Origin of the sequence: Aeromicrobium flavum (assembly GCF_007992115.1) — a bacterium.
Classification (GTDB): Bacteria; Actinomycetota; Actinomycetes; order Propionibacteriales; family Nocardioidaceae; genus Aeromicrobium; species Aeromicrobium flavum.
In genome coordinates this window covers 15,775-29,575 of the sequence record NZ_BJZQ01000012.1, presented here as the reverse complement: position 1 = coordinate 29,575, position 13,801 = coordinate 15,775, and the positions used below count along the sequence as shown (strand labels likewise).

Sequence of the window (13,801 nt, the reverse complement as noted above, 5' to 3'; positions counted from 1 at the left end):
GCGACGATGGGCAGATCGGTCGACGAGCACGTCCACCAGGTGGCCGCAGTGATCCGCGGCGCCGCCCAGCGGCGGGCGCAGGATCCCCCGCTCGAGTGCCGGGTCGTCCCCGGCCTCACGGGCCGGCTCGCGGCGCCGGCGGTGTCGACCCTCGACGTCCCGGGCTTCGACAACAGCCAGATGGACGGCTTCGCCGTGTACGCGGCGGACCTCGACCGGGCCGGCGACCTCCCCGTGACCCTGCCGACCGTCGCGCACGTCGTCGCCGGCGACACCGCTCCGCCCCGGCTCGACCCCGGCACCGCCGCGCCGATCATGACGGGCGCGCCGGTCCCCCCGGGAGCCGACGCCGTCGTCCCGGTGGAGCGGACGCGCCCCGGCGACTTCGGCCCGGTCGCCGGCGGAGGCCTCGTCGAGTTCTCCGGGCCGGTCGCCTCCGGCACCTTCGTCCGCCCGCGCGGCGCCGACGTCCGGACCGGCGAGGCCGTCCTCGAGCCGGGCGCACCCCTGCACGCCGCGGCCGTCGGCGCCCTGACCGTCGCCGGCGTCACCACGGTCGAGGTCGTCCCGCCCCTGCGCGTGGCCATCGTCGCCACGGGTGCCGAGCTGGTCAGCGGGGCCGTCCCCGACTCCAACTCGCGGGCGTTGCTGGCCCACGCCCACGAGCTCGGCCTGGCGGCCACGGCCCACGTCGTCGAGGACGACCCGGCCGCGCTCGAGGACCTGCTGAACCGGCTGGTCACCGATCACGACGTCATCCTGACCACCGGCGGAGTGAGCGCCGGCACGCGCGAGGTGGTCCGCCAGGTCCTGGAGGGACGCCCCGGCGCGTGGTTCGGCCACGTCGCGGTGCAGCCCGGCGGACCGCAGGGCCTGGCCCGGTGGAGCGACGGAGCGCGCGAGGTGCCGGTCGTGTGCCTGCCCGGCAACCCGGTCAGCGTGCTGGTCTCGTTCGAGCTGTTCCTGCGGTCCCCGCTGGCGCAGGCCGCCGGTCGCGTCGCGTGGCGTCCCTCGGGCACCGCCGTCCTGACGGAGCCGCTCACGTCACCGGCAGGCCGGGTGCAGGTACGTCGGGGCCGCATGGAACCCGACGGCCGCGTGAGCCTCGTCGGCGAGGCGGGATCGCACCTGGCCGTGTCCTACGCCCGAGCCGACCTGCTGGTGTTCGTGCCCGAGTCGGTCACGGCGCGCGAGGCCGGCGATACCGTGGAGTGGTGGAGGATCGCATGAGTGACCAGGCGCCGGAGCCCTCGGGCCTGTCGCACTACCGGCCCGACGGCAGCGCGCACATGGTCGACGTGTCCGGCAAGGCCGCGACCCGGCGCCGGGCGACCGCGTCAGGACTGCTGCGGACGCGGACGGACGTCGTCGAGCGCATCATGGCCGGCGACCTGCCCAAGGGCGAGGCACTCGCGACCGCGCGCATCGCCGGGATCCTGGCCGCGAAGCAGACCCCGTTCCTCGTGCCGATGTGCCACCCGCTGCCGCTCTCGTCGATCACGATCGACTTCCACGCCTTCGACGACACCGTGCGGATCGAGGCCACGGTGGCCACGACGGCCCCCACCGGGGTCGAGATGGAGGCGCTCACCGCGGTCTGCGTCGCGGCCCTCACGCTCTTCGACATGGTCAAGGCCGTGGACGCCACGGCGGTGATCGACGCGGTGCGGGTCGAGGCGAAGTCCGGCGGGACCCACGACTGGCAGCGCGATGACTGAGCCTGCCGCCCGTCCCCTCCTCGGCGTCGTCGTGTCGTCCACCCGGGCGGCCGACGGACGGCGTGAGGACCTGACCGGTCCGCGCATCGCCGCGTGGGGGCAGGCGCGCGGGTTCGAGGTGACCGGGCCGCACGTCGTGGCGGACGGCCCCGAGGTGGGCCTGCTGCTGCGCCGGCTGGTGGACAACGGCTGCGCCCTGGTCCTCACCACGGGCGGCACCGGGTTCACCGCCGACGACCACACCCCCGAGCAGACGTCCGCCCTGATCGACCGGCCCGCCCCCGGCGTCGCCGAGGCGATCCGGGCGCGCGGGCTGGGCACGACGCCGCACGCGGCCCTCTCACGCGGGGTCGCCGGGATCTGCGGCGCCACGCTGCTGGTGAACCTCGCCGGGTCGACCGGGGCGGTCCGGGAGGGACTCGAGGTCCTCGACGGGTTCATCGACCACGCCCTGGAGCAGCTCGGCCACGCACGACCCACCGCTCCCCCGCTGCACACCTGAGAGCGGGAGCCCGCGGGTCAGGCGCTGCGCCGGAGCAGCAGGACGCCGTCGCGCAGCACGACCTGCTCGCCGTCCGGAGAGAAGGCGGGCCGGTCGCGCACCTCGGCGATCACCGTCTGCCACGCGTCGGCGGGGAGGTCGAGCATCGCCAGGTCGTCCTGCGGCGAGGGGAACTCGGCGCGTCCCTGCGAGGCGTGCTCGTGGTCGTGGTCATGGGCCCACGGCGGCGCCTCCGCGTGGGCGACGATCAGGAGGTGCCCGCCGTCGACCACGCGGTCGGCCGCGGACCTCAGGATGCGGGCGCGGTCCAGCGCGACGGTCGACTGCAGGAACGACGCGGTCACGAGGTCGAAGCGGAGCTCGCTGCTCCAGCTCTCGAGGTCGGCGGCGATCCAGGTGACCCGCTCGGTGAGCCCGGCTCGGTCGGCGGCGACCTCGGCCCGCGCCAGCGCGGTGGGCGAGATGTCGACTCCCGTCACGTCCCAGCCCCGCTCGGCCAGCCAGAGGGCGTCCCCGCCCTCGCCGGACCCCAGGTCCAGGGCCGTCCCCGGAGCCAGGTCGGCTGCGACGCGGGACAGCGCAGCGTTCACGTGACCGGACCACACACCGTCCCGGGAGCTGTACCGCTCCTCCCAGTGGGCGAAGACCTCGTCGGCCTGTGCGGGGTCCACGCCCGACGACTCGTTCACGTCTTCAACCTACCCGTCCGTCATCGCCGGAGTGGCCGATGTGACGCGACCATCCCCGCTCGCCCGCGGACGCCACGCCGTGACGCGCCAGCTCGCGCAGCGCCCGGTGGACGGCGACCGGACTGAGCCGCAGCGCCGCCGCGATCTGCTCGGCCGGCACGGGCTCCGCGCCGAGCCGCACCCACACCCGGCGGGCTCCCGGGCCGACCTGCGGGAGATCGTCGTCGACCAGGCCGAACGTGTCGGCGACGACGTCGCGTCCGGAGGTGACGAGCAGGGCCTTGCCGTCGCGCACGGCACGATGGGTGCCGCAGGACGCCTGGGACGTGATCGGTCCGGGGACGGCCATCGTCGTCCTCCCCAGCTGGTCGGCCCAGTGCAGCGTGTTGAGCGAGCCGCTGCGCGCGGCCGCCTCGACGACCACCACGCCCACGCTGAGCGCCGCGATGATCCGGTTGCGCACGAGGAACCGGTGCCGCTGCGGCTCAGAACCCGGGGGGAACTCACTGATCACGAGTCCCTCCTCGGCGATGCGGTGGAGCAGGGCGGCGTGGGCCCGCGGGTAGTCGACGTCGACCCCGCACGCCATGACCGCGACCGTCGGACCGCCGCCGAGCAGGGCGCCGCGATGCGCGCAGGCATCGATCCCGAACGCGGCACCGCTGACGACCGCGTATCCCTGGTCGGCGCAGTCGGCGGCGATGTCGCTGGCGGCCTCGGCACCGTAGGTGGTGCACCCGCGCGCCCCGACGACGGCGATCGGCGCGGCCGCGATGGTGGTGAGGTCGCCGCCGCCGCGCACCCACAGGCCCAGCGGCGACCCGGTCACCTGCCCGATGCCCTCGAGGTGGTCGAGGTCCTCCAGAGCCACCGGCCACCCCGGAGTCCCGGCGGCGATCCAGCGCGCTCCGCAGCCCTCGGCCCGGCGGAGCGCGGCGTCGGCGGCACGGACCGCGTCCGCCGCGGCGTCGTGCCATCGGTCGGGGATGCCGACGCCGCCCCGGACGACCGCCTGCCACAGCTCGGCCGGGTCGCACCGCTCACGCCAGACGACCAGGCGAGGGTCTCCGGGCTCGGCGACGAGCGAGAGCCTCAGGGCCGCCCGGGACCGACTGCCGGTCATGCTGCCTCCAGCAGGCGCACGACGTCGCCGCCGATCGGGCTGCCGCGGCGCAGGTCGAGCGCGGTCTGCACGTCGTCGACGGTGGGCCGGCCGTGCCCGCACAGGTCGGCGATGCTCCACGCGAGGCGCAGGACCCGGTCGGCGGACCGAGGGGTCACCTTGTGCCCGCGGACCTGCTGCTCGAGCAGCCGCGTCCCCTCGTCCTCGGCGGGCCACGTCTTGCGCAGGTCGACGCCCGGGACGGCGGCGTTGACCCGCCACGGAGTGTCGGCCAGCCGGCGTCGTTGGCGGTCGCGGGCGTCGGCGACCCGTGCCGCGAGCTCGCTCATCGCCGGTCGCGCACCGAGGCCGTGCACGAGCTCGCGACGGGACGGTTCGACGAGCGTGCGGTGGATGTCGATGCGGTCGCGGATCGGGCCGGACAGCCGGTCGGCGTAGCGCCGCCGGGTCGCGGCCGTGCACTCGCACCGCTGCATGACCGAGCCGGCGTGGCCGCACGGGCACGGGTTCGCGGCCAGCACCAGCTGGAACCGCGCGGGGAACACCGCGGTCTGAGCCGATCGCGACACCACGACCTGTCCGCTCTCGAGCGGCTGTCGCAACGCCTCGAGCACGTTGATGGCGAACTCGGGAGCCTCGTCGAGGAACAGCACACCGTGGTGCGCCAGGGACATCGCCCCGGGCCGGACGACCCGGCTGCCGCCACCGACGACCGCCGCGGCGCTCGCGGTGTGGTGCGGCTCCAGGAACGGCGGCCGGACGAGCATCGGCAGGTCCGACGGCAGGACGCCGGCGAGCGAGTGCAGGGCCGAGACCTCGAGCGAGTCGTCGGGGTCGAGGTCGGGCAGCAGCGCGGGCAGGCGCTGGGCGAGCATCGTCTTGCCCACGCCGGGCGGCCCGGTGAGCAACAGGTGGTGGCCCCCGCTCGCCGCGATGACCGTGGCGAGGCACGCGTCGTCCTGGCCCACGACGTCGGTGAGGTCGAGGTGGTCCGACGGCACGACGCGGCTCCATCCCGCGTCGCCCGACTCGTCCAGGGGCGGGACGGGCGGGTCGTCGGGCTCCTCCTCGCCGCGCAGGAGGGCCACGACCTGCCGCAGGGACCGTACGCCCACGACCTCGACCGAGGGGACGAGGCGGGCCTCGGCCACGTTGGACTCGGGCACGAAGACCCGCTCGAACCCGGCGTCGGCCGCGGCGAGGGTCGCCGGCAGGACGCCTCGCACCGCCCGCAGGCGTCCGTCGAGCGCGAGCTCGCCGAGGAAGACCGTGCGCGCGAGGGTGTCGGTGGGCACGATCGACTTGGCGGCGAAGACCCCCAGCCCCATCGCCAGGTCGTAGTGCGGTCCGCTCTTCGGCAGGTTCGACGGGGCCAGGTTGATCGTGACGCGGGTGTCCGGCCACGCGGTCCCGGAGTTCACGACGGCCGAGCGGACGCGGTTGCGTGCCTCGCTGACGGTGGTGTCGGCCAGCCCGACCATGACCGTGGCCGAGAGCCCGGAGGCGATGTCGACCTCGACCTCGACAGGACGACCCGCGAGGCCGTCGAGGGCGATCGCGTGGATGGACGCCATCAGGCCACCCCGGCGATCCGGTCGACGCGGGGTCCACCGCTCGTCGGCACCCACACCGTGACGACGTCAATGCGGATGCCGTCCGGGTGCACGTCGAACGCCTCGAGCCACTTCGACAGCGAGCGACGGAGCTGGGTGAGCTTGCGACCGGTCACGGACTCGAGCGCCGTGCCGTGCGTCGTGCTGGTGCGGGTCTTGACCTCGCAGACCACGAGCGTGTCGCCGTCCCGGGCCACGATGTCGAGTTCGCCGTGCTGGCAGGTCCAGTTCCGGGCCAGGATCACCATCCCCAGGCTCCGCAGGTGGTCGGCGGCGATGCGTTCTCCGTAGGCACCGATGGCCTGGTTGCGCGCGTAGGTCATGGAACGAGCCTCGCGGCGCGTGACCGCCGCGAGTAGGGGTCCGAGGGCCCCTGTGGACACGTGCTCGCCCGACGACCCGCCTGTGGACGGACCGTCAGGTGTCCGCGGTCGCGCCGGTCCGGTAGCGCTCGGACAGCACCCGGTAGGACCGCGTGCCGAACGCTGCGAGGGAGATCACCAGCATGACCAGCCCGGCGAAGAAGAAGATCAGCGCGATGCCGCGCGCGTCGCCGGCACCGACCAGCCAGCCCCACCGCTGCGCGCCGGCGTCGGACTCCATCATCGGGATCACCCAGAACTCCGCGATCGGCGCGATGAGGAACGAGGTCACCGGAGCCGACCCCGCCTCGAAGGCCTGCGCGAAGCCGAACACCCGACCCTGCGTGGCGAACGGCACGACGCGCTGGATGATGGTTTGCTCCGCGGCCTCCACCGCGGGCATCAGCAGCAGGAACACCCAGATCCCCGCGACGACCAGCCAGGGCCACTCGCGCAGCGTGAAGGTCGCGTTGACGACGCTCAGCACGGCCAGGACCACCAGCATCGTGCGCAGGGGGTTGTCACCCAGGCCCCAGCGGGCGATCACGAGGCCGCCGATGATGAACCCCGTCGACGCCACCCCGAACACGAAGCCCCACTGCTCGACCGTGAAGAGCGTCAGCCCGTACGGGTCCATCAACGCCATGAAGACGCCCTCGACGAGGTTGTTGAAGGTCGTGAGGACGATGAGCGCGAACAGCCCCGGCACCAGCGCGATCGCCGCGAGCGCGCCGCGGACGTCGACCGTCGGGCGGCGACCGTCCACGTCGACTGCGGGACGCTCCTCCGGTATCCGTACGAAGAACAGGTGGATGACGGTGCAGACCGTCAGGGCGTTCGCGATCAACAGGGTCCAGCCCATGCCCAGCTGCCCGATCGCGAGCCCGCTGAAGACGCTGGTGACGATGAAGGCGAGGCCCTGGACCGTGCCCACCAGTCCGTTGGCGCGGTCCCGTCGGTCCTCGGGGATCAACAGCGTCACGAGCGTCGAGAGCGCGATGTTGCGCAGGCTCTCGACGACCGAACCGAACAGCACGATGCCCGAGAACAGCCAGAACCACGGCCCCGTCATGTCGACGATGGCATCGGGGCCCACCCCGGCGTACAGCGCTCCGGCCGCGACGAAGGCGGCCATCGTCACGAGGCTCGACCCGAGCAGCACGTCGCGCTTGCGGTGCCGGTCGACGAGTGTGCCGAAGTACATCGAGAAGACCGCGAGCATCAGCATGTACGCTCCGCCGACGACGCCGGTGGCCAGGACCGAGCGGGTCTCGAGGTAGACCCAGAAGGTCAGGGCGAACCACAGGAAGCTCGTCGTGACGTTGGCGACGAGCGTGTTCACCAGGACATGGCCGAAGGTCCGCGCGCCGTCGGCGGGTGCACGGGGATCGGACGACATGACCGTCAGGCGGTGGGCAGCTTCACGTCGGAGTCCTGCAGCTCCTCGACGTTGACGTCCTTGAAGGTCAGCACCTTCACGTTCTTGGCGAATCGGGCGGGGCGGTAGATGTCCCACACCCACGCGTCGGCCATCGTCACCTCGAAGTAGGCGTCGCCGGACTCCGAGCGCACCTTCACGTCGACCGCGTTGCACAGGTAGAGCCGGCGGTCGGTCTCGACGACGTACTTGAAGATCGAGACGACGTCGCGGTACTCGCGATAGAGCGCGAGCTCCATCTCGTTCTCGTACCGCTCCAGGTCCTCGGCGCTCACCCGGCCACCACCTCCCGCGTCGTCGTGTCGGTCATCGTAACCGGCGCCTCCGGCTGCGGACCGCACCCCGGCAGCGACCAGGAGCGGCGGTGGTGGACGCTCGGCCCGTGCTCCGCGAGCGCCGCGATGTGCTCGGGCGCGGAGTACCCCTTGTTGACGTCCCAGCCGTACTGGGGATGCTCGGCCGCGAGCGCGACCATCATCGCGTCGCGCGTCGTCTTGGCCAGGATGCTGGCCGCGGCCACGGCGGCGCAGCGCAGGTCGGCCTTGATCATCGTGGTCACCGGCGGCACGTCGTCGCGCAGGTCGGGCGGACCGAACAGGGCCGACTGGCCGGGGACGGTGAGGTAGTCGTGGTTGCCGTCGAGCAGGACCGCGTCGGGGCGCACCGCCAGCTGGGCCAGGGCGCGGTGCCCGGCCAGGCGCATCGCCGCGATGATGCCGTACTCGTCGATCTCGGCCGGGCTGGCGTGCCCCACGGCGTGGATCGGTGCCCAGCGGCGGATCCTCGGCACCAAGGCCTCGCGCGCCTGGGGCGTCAGCAGCTTGCTGTCGCGGACGCCCTGGGGCGCGGTGCGCGTCTGCTCGGTGACGACGACCATGCCGATCGTGACGGGTCCGGAGAGGGCGCCGCGGCCGACCTCGTCGCTGCAGGCCAGCGCGGTGCGCCCCTCGCGCAGCAGGCGACGCTCGACCCGCAACGACGGCGCCGCGCTCACGGGACCTCGTCGAACGCGTCCGAGCCGGAGATCACTCCGAAGCGGTTGAACGGCCACACCCTCAACCATGCCTTGCCGACCACGTCGTCGTCAGCGATGAATCCTCCCCCGGGCTCTCCGAGATGGGCGCGCGAGTCGGCCGAGTTGCCGCGGTTGTCGCCCTGGACCCACAGGTAGCCCTTCGGCACCTTGATGTCGAAGGTCTGGTCGGCGTTGGCGTCCTGGTCGGCCAGGTAGGGCTCGTCGACGGGCTCGCCGTTGACCGTCGTGCGTCCCTCGGCGTCGCAGCACACGACCCGGTCGCCACCGACGCCGACGACCCGCTTGATCAGGTGGCCGCCGGACGGGAACAGGCCGACCAGCTCCAGGCCGCGCTGGACCGCGTTGGACGACTCGTCGGCGAGGTCCTCACCGAGCCAGTTGCCCGGGTCCCGGAAGACGACGATGTCGCCGCGCTCGGGTCCGCCGGACCAGTACGACCACTTCTGCACGAGGAGCTTGTCGTCCTTGACCATCGTCGGGACCATCGAGTCCGACGGGATGTAGAACGCCTGGAAGAAGAAGGTCTTGACGATCAGGGCCAGCACGAGGGCCGTCGCCACCAGGAGGAGGGACTCCTGCCAGAGCGGCAGTTGACGTTTCTCCTCAGGCACCCAATGAGCCTACCGGCTGGGTCAGGACGATCCGCGCAACGGTGGCCGCGTCACGGACGCGGGACGTCGTCGAACGCGTCGGTCCCGCCGGTCCGGCCGAAGCGGTCGAGCGGCCACGTCCGCCACCACAGCCGGCCGACCACGAGGTCGGTCGCCACGAAGCCGTCGTCGCCCGCTTCGAGGCGGTACCGCGAGTCCTGCGAGTTCCCGCGGTTGTCGCCCTGGACCCACAGCCGACCGCGCGGGACCGTCACCTGGAACGTCTTCCGCGCGTTGGCGGCCCGGGAGGCGAGGTAGGTCTCGTCGACCGGCGACCCGTTGACCAGGGTGCGGCCGCGCGCGTCGCAGCAGCGCACCTCGTCGCCGGCGACACCGATCACCCGTTTCACGAGGTGGCCGCCCGCGGGCATCAGGCCGATCGCCTGCAGTCCGCGCTGCCAGGGCGCGGGCGGGCCCTCGTCGGGCAGCCAGCCGCCCGGGTCGGCGAACACGACGACGTCGCCCCGGCGCGGTGCGTCGTTCCAGTACGACCACTTCTCCACGACGATGCGGTCGTTCTTCGCCAGGGTCGGGACCATCGAGCCGGACGGGATGACGAACGCCTGCAGGACGAACGCCCTGACGCACAGGGCCAGGACCAGCGTGCCGGCGACGAACCCCACCGACTCGAGCCACCGCGGCAGCCGACGACGAGCGGCACGCGGGTGGGTCACGCCGCGATCCTAGCCACGCAACGACAACGACCCCGCTCCTTCGCAGGAGCGGGGTCGTCGGGAGGGCGGGGATCAGACCTCGCGCTTCTCCTTGATCTTGGCGGCCTTGCCGCGCAGGTTGCGCAGGTAGTACAGCTTGGCGCGACGGACGTCACCGCGGGTGAAGATCTCGATCTTCTCGATCACGGGCGAGTGCAGCGGGAAGGTGCGCTCGACGCCGACGCCGAAGCTGACCTTGCGGACCGTGAAGGTGCGGCCGATGCCCGAGCCCTGCACCTTGATGCAGACGCCCTGGAACATCTGCACACGCGAGCGGTTGCCCTCGACGATGTTGACGTGCACCTTGAGGGTGTCGCCGGCGCGGAAGTCGGGCACGTCGTCACGCTTGCTCTGCGCGGCGATCTGGTCGATGACGTTCGTCATGGTTCTCTCCTCGCCGGTGCCACAAGTCACCTGGCGGATGTCGGTGTTGCTCGAAGATTTCGGGTGGTGCTGCGTGGGGACTCCCTCGTGGCAGAGTCGTCCGGCACCAGCACTCCATGATGCCACAGCGCCCCGCCCCCGAGGAAATCGGGGACGGGGCGTCGCGGGTGGTGCGTGATCAGTCGAACTTGTAGGCGGCGCCGCCGTGCAGGACGTTGTCCAGACCGGCGACCTCCTCGTCCTCGGTGACCCGGAAGCCGATCGTGGCGTCGATCGCTTTGCCGAGGCCGAAGGCCACGGCGAAGGAGTAGACCGCGACGAACACCGACGGGATGATCTGGGCGACGAGCTGCTCCAGGTTGCCACCGGTGAACAGGCCCGTGTCCGTGGCGAAGAAGCCCAGGTACAGGCAGCCGATGAAGCCGGCGACCAGGTGCAGGCCGACCACGTCGAGCGAGTCGTCGTAGCCGAGCTTGTACTTGAGGTCGATCGCGAAGCAGCAGACCGCACCGGCCAGCAGGCCCAGGACGATCGCCCAGAACGGCGACAGGTTGGCGCACGACGGGGTGATCGCGACCAGGCCGGCGACGATGCCCGAGGCGGCGCCGACGGCGGTCGGCTTCCCGTCCTTGAAGTGCTCGACGACGATGTAGCCGAGCACGCCCGCGGCCGGCGCGGCGATCGTGTTCAGGAAGATGAGCGCGCCGAGGCCGCTCTCGGTCGCCGCGCCGGTGTTGAAGCCGAACCAGCCGAACCACAGGATGGCCGCGCCGATGAGGACGAGCGGGACGTTGTGCGGCTCGGCGGCGTCCTTGCTGAAGCCGACCGTGCGCTTGCCGAGCACCAGGGCGAGGGCGAAGGCCGCTGCGCCGGCGCTGATGTGGACGACCGTGCCACCGGCCCAGTCGATCGGGACGGCGTCACCGATCGTGAGCGTGCCGATCCAGCCGGTGAGACCCTCGTCGTCGAAGCCCCAGACCCAGCCCTGCGAGGGGAAGTAGACGATCGTGGCCCACAGGCCCGAGAACAGCATCCACGGGAAGAAGCGCGCGCGGTCGGCGACGGCACCCGAGATCAGCGCCGTCGTGATCACCGCGAACGTCGAGCCGAAGGCCACGCCGGCCAGGCCGGACGCGCCGTCACCGGTCGCGAGGTCCTGCAGGGCGAAGTCCGAGAACGGGTTCGCCAGCCAGCCGTCGATGAGGTCGGACTCGCCGGCCGAGCCCATGTTGAAGCCGTAGAGGATCCACAGCACGAAGACCAGGCCCATCGCACCGAAGCTCAACATCATCATCGAGATGACGCTCTGGGCCTTGACGAGTCCGCCGTAGAAGAACGCCAGGCCGGGCGTCATGAAGAGAACAAGTGCTGCGCAGATCAGCAGCCAGATCGTCCCGGGTTCCATATCAACCTCTTCGCAGTAGGTAACACGTGAGCAGCGCGCGAACTCCCTTGTCGCAACGCTGAACCGATACTGCTCATGGCCGATTACGTCCGGCCTCCGCCGCCGTTACGGGCGTGTTACTCGCCGGCGTCGTGTGTTAAATCGGGACGACGCTGCCGCGTGCGCGCCCGGGACTGCTCGCGGCGCCACGCGGCGATCCGGCCGTGGTCGCCCGACAGCAGGACCTCGGGGACGTCGAGGTCACGCCAGTGCGCCGGCTTGGTGTAGACGGGGTACTCCAGCAGGCCGTCGGCGTGGGACTCCTCGGCGAGGGACTCGGGGTTGCCCATGAAACCCGGGATCAGGCGCACCACGGCCTCGATGATGGCCAGAGCCGCGACCTCTCCGCCGTTGACGACGAAGTCGCCCAGCGAGATCTCGCGGACCTGCCAGCGCGTGGCGGCGTGGTCGATGACGCGCTGGTCGATGCCCTCGTAGCGGCCACAGGCGAACACGAGGTGCTCGGCACCGGAGAGATCGACGGCGTCGGCGTGGGTGAAGGGGGCGCCGGACGGCGTGGGCACGATGAGTACGGCAGCGTCGGTGCAGACGGCGTCGAGCGCCTCACCCCAGGGCTCGGGCTTCATCACCATGCCGGCGCCGCCGCCGTAGGGCGTGTCGTCGACGGTGCGGTGGCGATCGGTGGCCCAGCCGCGCAGGTCGTGGGCCGTGAAGTCGACCAGGCCGGCGCGGCGCGCCTTGCCCGGCAGCGACAGGTCCAGCGGCGCGAAGTAGTCGGGGAAGATGGAGATCGCGTCGATGCGCACTAGCGCACCTCGTCCGCGTCCTCGGGGTTGAGCAGGCCGGGGCGGTCCTCGACCGTCACGGTGCCGGCGTCCAGGTCGACGTCGGGCACGAGGGCCTCGACGAACGGGACCTGGACCTCGCGGCCGTCGAGGTCGAGCACGAGGGTGTCGTGCGCCGGCAGGTGCAGCACCTCGGTGACCGTGCCGCGGGTCTGGCCGTCGACGAGGACGGTCAGGCCGATCAGCTGGCGGTCGTAGTAGGCCTCGTCGTCGTCGGGGACCTCGTCGGGGTCGACCTCGACCTCGAGCAGGGCGCCGTGCAGCTGCTCGGCGGCGGTGCGGTCGGGGACCTCGGCGAACGACACCAGCAGCCGGCCCGAGTGCTCACGGGCGGAGGTGATGGTCAACGTGCCACCACGACACAGGACCGACGAGCCCACGGCGAAACGCCGTTCGGGCTCGTCGGTCCTGGTCTCGACGGTGAGGTCGCCGCGGATGCCGTGGGCACGGCCGATCCGACCGACGACGACGCGCATGATCGTGCTCAGCGGCGCCGGTCGACGTCCACGAAGTCGATCCGCGCTCCGTCGGCACCGGCGATGGCCGATGCGACGGTGCGGATCGCCGTGGCCGTACGACCCTGACGACCGATGACCTTGCCGAGGTCGTTCGGGTTGACCCGAACCTCGAACAGCTCGCCGCGGCGGGTCTGCTTGGAGCGGACCTGGACCTCGTCGGGGTTGTCGACGATGCCGGCGACGAGGTGCTCGACGACCTCCTGCATGACGGCGGCCATGATCAGGCCTCGTCGGCCTTCGTGTCCTCGGCCTTGGCCTCGTCGGCCTTCGGCTCCTCGGCGGGCGCCTCGTCGGCCTTGGGCTCCTCGGCGGGGGGCTCGTCAGCCTTCGCGTCGGCCTTCTTGGCCTTCGTGGTGGCGGACTTCTTCGGCTCGGCGTGCAGCTCCTTCAGCGCGGCCTGGAACGCCTCGGCCTTGTCGGCCTTGGGCTCGGGCTGCTTGAGGGTGGCGTTGCCGCCGATGTCGCCGGTCAGCTTGAGGATCGCCGCGACGGCCTCGGTCGGCTGCGCGCCGACGCCGAGCCAGTACTGGGCGCGCTCGGAGTCGACGTTGATGGTCGACGGCTCCGTCTTGGGGTTGTACGTGCCGATCTCCTCGATGACGCGGCCGTCACGCTTGGTGCGGCTGTCGGCGACGACGATGCGGTAGAACGGCGTGCGGATCTTGCCCATCCGCTTGAGGCGAATCTTGACTGCCACGAGTGTGGTGTCTCCTTGAAGTATCGATCTGTGGGTGATTCGGAACCGGCGTGTGGGGCATGCCGGTCGTCGTCTGGGGCCGGGTCCGACGGGAGAGAGGGCCCATCG

The 13,801-nt window shown here is 72.0% G+C and carries 18 protein-coding genes; 3 read left to right on the top strand and 15 right to left on the bottom strand.

The window, feature by feature from the left end; translation table 11 throughout:
• The first annotated feature begins 6 nt into the window (after window positions 1-6).
• From AFL01nite_RS11165 to AFL01nite_RS11155, 3 genes are read left to right on the top strand one after another with little or no spacing between them, the layout of a single operon-like run.
• The gene (locus AFL01nite_RS11165; RefSeq protein WP_146827759.1) at window positions 7-1,230 is read left to right on the top strand and encodes a molybdopterin molybdotransferase MoeA; all 1,224 of its coding nucleotides are present in this window, start codon (window positions 7-9) and stop codon (window positions 1,228-1,230) included.
• Window positions 1,227-1,718 (top strand): cyclic pyranopterin monophosphate synthase MoaC, encoded by a 492-nt coding sequence (gene moaC / locus AFL01nite_RS11160; RefSeq protein WP_146827758.1) that lies wholly within the window; start codon window positions 1,227-1,229, stop codon window positions 1,716-1,718. The genes AFL01nite_RS11165 and moaC overlap by 4 nt, the downstream gene beginning before the upstream one ends.
• Window positions 1,711-2,220, top strand: coding sequence for a MogA/MoaB family molybdenum cofactor biosynthesis protein (locus AFL01nite_RS11155; RefSeq protein WP_146827757.1), 510 nt, complete (start codon window positions 1,711-1,713; stop codon window positions 2,218-2,220). Before moaC ends, AFL01nite_RS11155 begins: the two co-directional genes overlap by 8 nt.
• A 17-nt stretch (window positions 2,221-2,237) precedes the next feature.
• Here AFL01nite_RS11155 and AFL01nite_RS11150 read toward each other — a convergent pair whose 3' ends face one another.
• The 15 genes from AFL01nite_RS11150 to rpsP form a co-directional block, all read right to left on the bottom strand.
• The gene (locus AFL01nite_RS11150; protein ID WP_222593504.1) at window positions 2,238-2,909 is read right to left on the bottom strand and encodes a class I SAM-dependent methyltransferase; all 672 of its coding nucleotides are present in this window, start codon (window positions 2,907-2,909) and stop codon (window positions 2,238-2,240) included.
• A gap of 4 nt (window positions 2,910-2,913) precedes the next feature.
• Window positions 2,914-4,032 carry a DNA-processing protein DprA gene (dprA, locus tag AFL01nite_RS11145; protein WP_146827756.1) on the bottom strand — a complete coding sequence of 373 codons (1,119 nt, stop codon included), beginning with the start codon at window positions 4,030-4,032 and terminating at the stop codon, window positions 2,914-2,916.
• The gene (locus AFL01nite_RS11140; protein ID WP_186813923.1) at window positions 4,029-5,606 is read right to left on the bottom strand and encodes a YifB family Mg chelatase-like AAA ATPase; all 1,578 of its coding nucleotides are present in this window, start codon (window positions 5,604-5,606) and stop codon (window positions 4,029-4,031) included. Before AFL01nite_RS11140 ends, dprA begins: the two co-directional genes overlap by 4 nt.
• A complete protein-coding gene (locus tag AFL01nite_RS11135) occupies window positions 5,606-5,968 on the bottom strand; it encodes a YraN family protein (RefSeq protein WP_146827755.1) in 363 nt (120 codons plus the stop codon). Before AFL01nite_RS11135 ends, AFL01nite_RS11140 begins: the two co-directional genes overlap by 1 nt.
• A 94-nt stretch (window positions 5,969-6,062) precedes the next feature.
• On the bottom strand, window positions 6,063-7,406 hold the full coding sequence (locus AFL01nite_RS11130) for an MFS transporter (RefSeq protein ID WP_146827754.1): 1,344 nt from the start codon (window positions 7,404-7,406) through the stop codon (window positions 6,063-6,065).
• Window positions 7,407-7,411: 5 nt separating this feature from the next.
• On the bottom strand, window positions 7,412-7,720 hold the full coding sequence (locus AFL01nite_RS11125) for a DUF2469 domain-containing protein (RefSeq protein ID WP_146827753.1): 309 nt from the start codon (window positions 7,718-7,720) through the stop codon (window positions 7,412-7,414).
• Complete coding sequence (gene rnhB, locus AFL01nite_RS11120) at window positions 7,717-8,439, bottom strand: ribonuclease HII (RefSeq protein WP_222593503.1); 723 nt, start codon at window positions 8,437-8,439, stop codon at window positions 7,717-7,719. Before rnhB ends, AFL01nite_RS11125 begins: the two co-directional genes overlap by 4 nt.
• On the bottom strand, window positions 8,436-9,092 hold the full coding sequence (lepB, locus tag AFL01nite_RS11115; protein ID WP_146827751.1) for a signal peptidase I: 657 nt from the start codon (window positions 9,090-9,092) through the stop codon (window positions 8,436-8,438). The genes rnhB and lepB (AFL01nite_RS11115) overlap by 4 nt, the downstream gene beginning before the upstream one ends.
• Before the next feature lie 50 nt (window positions 9,093-9,142).
• Window positions 9,143-9,805: a signal peptidase I gene (gene lepB, locus AFL01nite_RS11110; RefSeq protein ID WP_146827750.1), complete on the bottom strand. Its 663-nt coding sequence runs from the start codon at window positions 9,803-9,805 to the stop codon at window positions 9,143-9,145.
• A 72-nt stretch (window positions 9,806-9,877) separates the two neighbouring features.
• Complete coding sequence (gene rplS, locus AFL01nite_RS11105) at window positions 9,878-10,228, bottom strand: 50S ribosomal protein L19 (RefSeq protein ID WP_146827749.1); 351 nt, start codon at window positions 10,226-10,228, stop codon at window positions 9,878-9,880.
• A 178-nt stretch (window positions 10,229-10,406) separates the two neighbouring features.
• Window positions 10,407-11,633, bottom strand: a complete 1,227-nt coding sequence (locus AFL01nite_RS11100) for an ammonium transporter (protein WP_146827748.1) — start codon at window positions 11,631-11,633, stop codon at window positions 10,407-10,409.
• 116 nt (window positions 11,634-11,749) lie between these two features.
• On the bottom strand, window positions 11,750-12,439 hold the full coding sequence (gene trmD, locus AFL01nite_RS11095) for a tRNA (guanosine(37)-N1)-methyltransferase TrmD (RefSeq protein ID WP_146827747.1): 690 nt from the start codon (window positions 12,437-12,439) through the stop codon (window positions 11,750-11,752).
• Window positions 12,439-12,954 carry a ribosome maturation factor RimM gene (gene rimM / locus AFL01nite_RS11090; RefSeq protein WP_146827746.1) on the bottom strand — a complete coding sequence of 172 codons (516 nt, stop codon included), beginning with the start codon at window positions 12,952-12,954 and terminating at the stop codon, window positions 12,439-12,441. Before rimM ends, trmD begins: the two co-directional genes overlap by 1 nt.
• An 8-nt stretch (window positions 12,955-12,962) precedes the next feature.
• Window positions 12,963-13,214: an RNA-binding protein gene (locus AFL01nite_RS11085; protein WP_146827745.1), complete on the bottom strand. Its 252-nt coding sequence runs from the start codon at window positions 13,212-13,214 to the stop codon at window positions 12,963-12,965.
• A 2-nt stretch (window positions 13,215-13,216) separates the two neighbouring features.
• Window positions 13,217-13,693 carry a 30S ribosomal protein S16 gene (gene rpsP / locus AFL01nite_RS11080; RefSeq protein ID WP_146827744.1) on the bottom strand — a complete coding sequence of 159 codons (477 nt, stop codon included), beginning with the start codon at window positions 13,691-13,693 and terminating at the stop codon, window positions 13,217-13,219.
• Window positions 13,694-13,801: the final 108 nt, after the last annotated feature.

Coding starts and splice junctions, on each gene's coding strand:
- AFL01nite_RS11165 (WP_146827759.1), top strand. CDS start 7: ATGGGCAGATCGGTCGACGAGCACGTCCACCAGGTGGCCGCAGTGATC.
- moaC (WP_146827758.1), top strand. CDS start 1,227: ATGAGTGACCAGGCGCCGGAGCCCTCGGGCCTGTCGCACTACCGGCCC.
- AFL01nite_RS11155 (WP_146827757.1), top strand. CDS start 1,711: ATGACTGAGCCTGCCGCCCGTCCCCTCCTCGGCGTCGTCGTGTCGTCC.
- dprA (WP_146827756.1), bottom strand. CDS start 4,032: ATGACCGGCAGTCGGTCCCGGGCGGCCCTGAGGCTCTCGCTCGTCGCC.
- AFL01nite_RS11140 (WP_186813923.1), bottom strand. CDS start 5,606: ATGGCGTCCATCCACGCGATCGCCCTCGACGGCCTCGCGGGTCGTCCT.
- AFL01nite_RS11135 (WP_146827755.1), bottom strand. CDS start 5,968: ATGACCTACGCGCGCAACCAGGCCATCGGTGCCTACGGAGAACGCATC.
- AFL01nite_RS11130 (WP_146827754.1), bottom strand. CDS start 7,406: ATGTCGTCCGATCCCCGTGCACCCGCCGACGGCGCGCGGACCTTCGGC.
- rplS (WP_146827749.1), bottom strand. CDS start 10,228: ATGACGAACGTCATCGACCAGATCGCCGCGCAGAGCAAGCGTGACGAC.
- AFL01nite_RS11100 (WP_146827748.1), bottom strand. CDS start 11,633: ATGGAACCCGGGACGATCTGGCTGCTGATCTGCGCAGCACTTGTTCTC.
- rimM (WP_146827746.1), bottom strand. CDS start 12,954: ATGCGCGTCGTCGTCGGTCGGATCGGCCGTGCCCACGGCATCCGCGGC.
- AFL01nite_RS11085 (WP_146827745.1), bottom strand. CDS start 13,214: ATGGCCGCCGTCATGCAGGAGGTCGTCGAGCACCTCGTCGCCGGCATC.